The organism is Streptomyces beigongshangae (assembly GCF_019710745.1).
Lineage (GTDB): Bacteria > Actinomycetota > Actinomycetes > Streptomycetales > Streptomycetaceae > Streptomyces > Streptomyces beigongshangae.
This window is the reverse complement of the sequence record NZ_JAHKJW010000163.1, coordinates 1-1,771: the sequence shown is the minus strand read 5'-3', so window position 1 is coordinate 1,771 and position 1,771 is coordinate 1. Positions and strand designations below refer to the sequence as shown.

The window sequence follows — 1,771 nt, the reverse complement described above, 5'->3', positions numbered from 1 at the left end:
GCCGTCACGGCGGCGCGGTGCGCGAAGGCGGTCCGCGTGGTGGCGAGCGAGTAGCCGATGTCGGCGGGGCGTGCCCGCGGGTCCGCGGCGAGGCGCGCCCCGAGGCGTACGGCCTGGTCGCGCAGGGCGGCCGCGGTGCGCCCCGAGAGCACGCACGGCACGACGTCCGGTGCGGTGCCGGCGGGGCGCCGCGGTCCGGGCTCCGGGGCCTGCTCCAGGACGACGTGGGCGTTGGTGCCGCTCATGCCGAAGGAGGAGACGCCCGCGCGGCGCGGCCCGTCCGTCGCGGGCCACCTCCTGGCCTCGGTCAGCAGGGCGACGGTGCCCTCGCCCCAGTCCACGTGCGGTGTCGGCTCGGTGATGTGCAGGGTCGGGGGAAGCAGTCCGCGGCGCAGCGCGAGAACCGTCCTGATGACGCCCGCGACCCCGGCGGCGGCCTGGGTGTGGCCGATGTTGGACTTCAGCGAGCCGAGCCACAGCGGCCGCCCGGCGGCACGGTCCCTGCCGTACGTGGCGATCAGCGCGTCGGCCTCGATGGGGTCGCCGAGGGTGGTGCCGGTGCCGTGGGCCTCGACGGCGTCGACGTCGGCGGCGGACAGGTCCGCGTCGGCGAGCGCGGCCCGGATGACGCGCTGCTGGCTGGGCCCGTTCGGGGCGGTGAGGCCGTTGCTGGCGCCGTCCTGGTTGACGGCGGAGCCGCGCAGCACGGCGAGGACGGGGTGGCCGGCCCGGCGGGCGTCCGACAGGCGTTCCAGGAGGAGCACGCCGACGCCCTCGCCCCAGCCGGTGCCGTCGGCGGCGGCCGAGAACGGCTTGCACCGGCCGTCGGCGGCCATGGCTCCCTGGCGGCTGAACTCGGTGAACACCGAGGGCCGTGCCATCACGGTCACGCCGCCCGCCAGGGCGAGCGAGCACTCCTCGGCGCGCAGTGCCCGCGCCGCCTGGTGCAGGGCGACGAGCGACGCCGAGCAGGCGGTGTCGACGGTGACCGCCGGGCCCTCCAGGCCGAGTGCGTAGGCGACGCGCCCGGACACGACGCTCATCGAGTTGCCGGTCATCAGGAAACCCCGGACGGTCTCGGGGGCGCCGGTGCCGAGCTGGGCGTAGCCCTGGTCGATGGCGGCGGCGAACACGCCGGTGCGGGTGGCGCGCAGCGACGCCGGGTCGATGCCGGCGCGTTCGACGGCCTCCCACGCGGCCTGGAGCAGCAGCCGCTGCTGCGGGTCCATCGCGACGGCCTCGTGCGGCGACACGGCGAAGAACCCGGCGTCGAAGTCGGCGGCGCCGTCGAGGAACGCGCCCCGGCAGGGCACGCCGTCCGCGGTGAGCGCCGCGGTGTCCCAGCCGCGGTCGCCGGGTACGCCGGTGACGGTGTCGCGGCCGGCCGCCAGGAGGTCCCACAGTTCCTCGGGGGTGCGGACGCCGCCGGGGAAGCGGCAGCTCATCGAGAGCACGGCGATCGGTTCACGGTTCCTGTCCTCGGCCTCGCGCAGCCGTCGGCGGGTGTCCCGCAGGTCGATGGTGACGCGGTTGAGGTAGTCGCGCAGCCGCCGCTCGTTCTCTTCGCTCACCGGGCCCCTCCGTGGGTGCGTCGGGACGGCGTGGTCGGGACGGGACTCACGAGATGCCCAGCTCCTTGTCGATCAGGTCGAAGATCTCTTCGTTGGTGGCCGACTCGACGGCTTCGGCGGTGTCCGCGCGGCCGTCGGCCCCGGCGTCCTGCGCCGCTTCCAGGCGGGCGAGTGCGCCGCGCAGCCGCCGGGCGAGGCCG

The 1,771-nt window shown here is 76.5% G+C and carries 1 protein-coding gene; it reads right to left on the bottom strand.

Annotated elements, in window-relative coordinates; translation table 11 throughout:
• Nucleotides 1–1,571 (bottom strand): type I polyketide synthase (locus tag KM933_RS38625; RefSeq protein ID WP_308013687.1); only part of this gene is annotated, 1,571 nt, incomplete at its 3' end.
• Between the last annotated feature and the right edge of the window lie 200 nt (nt 1,572–1,771).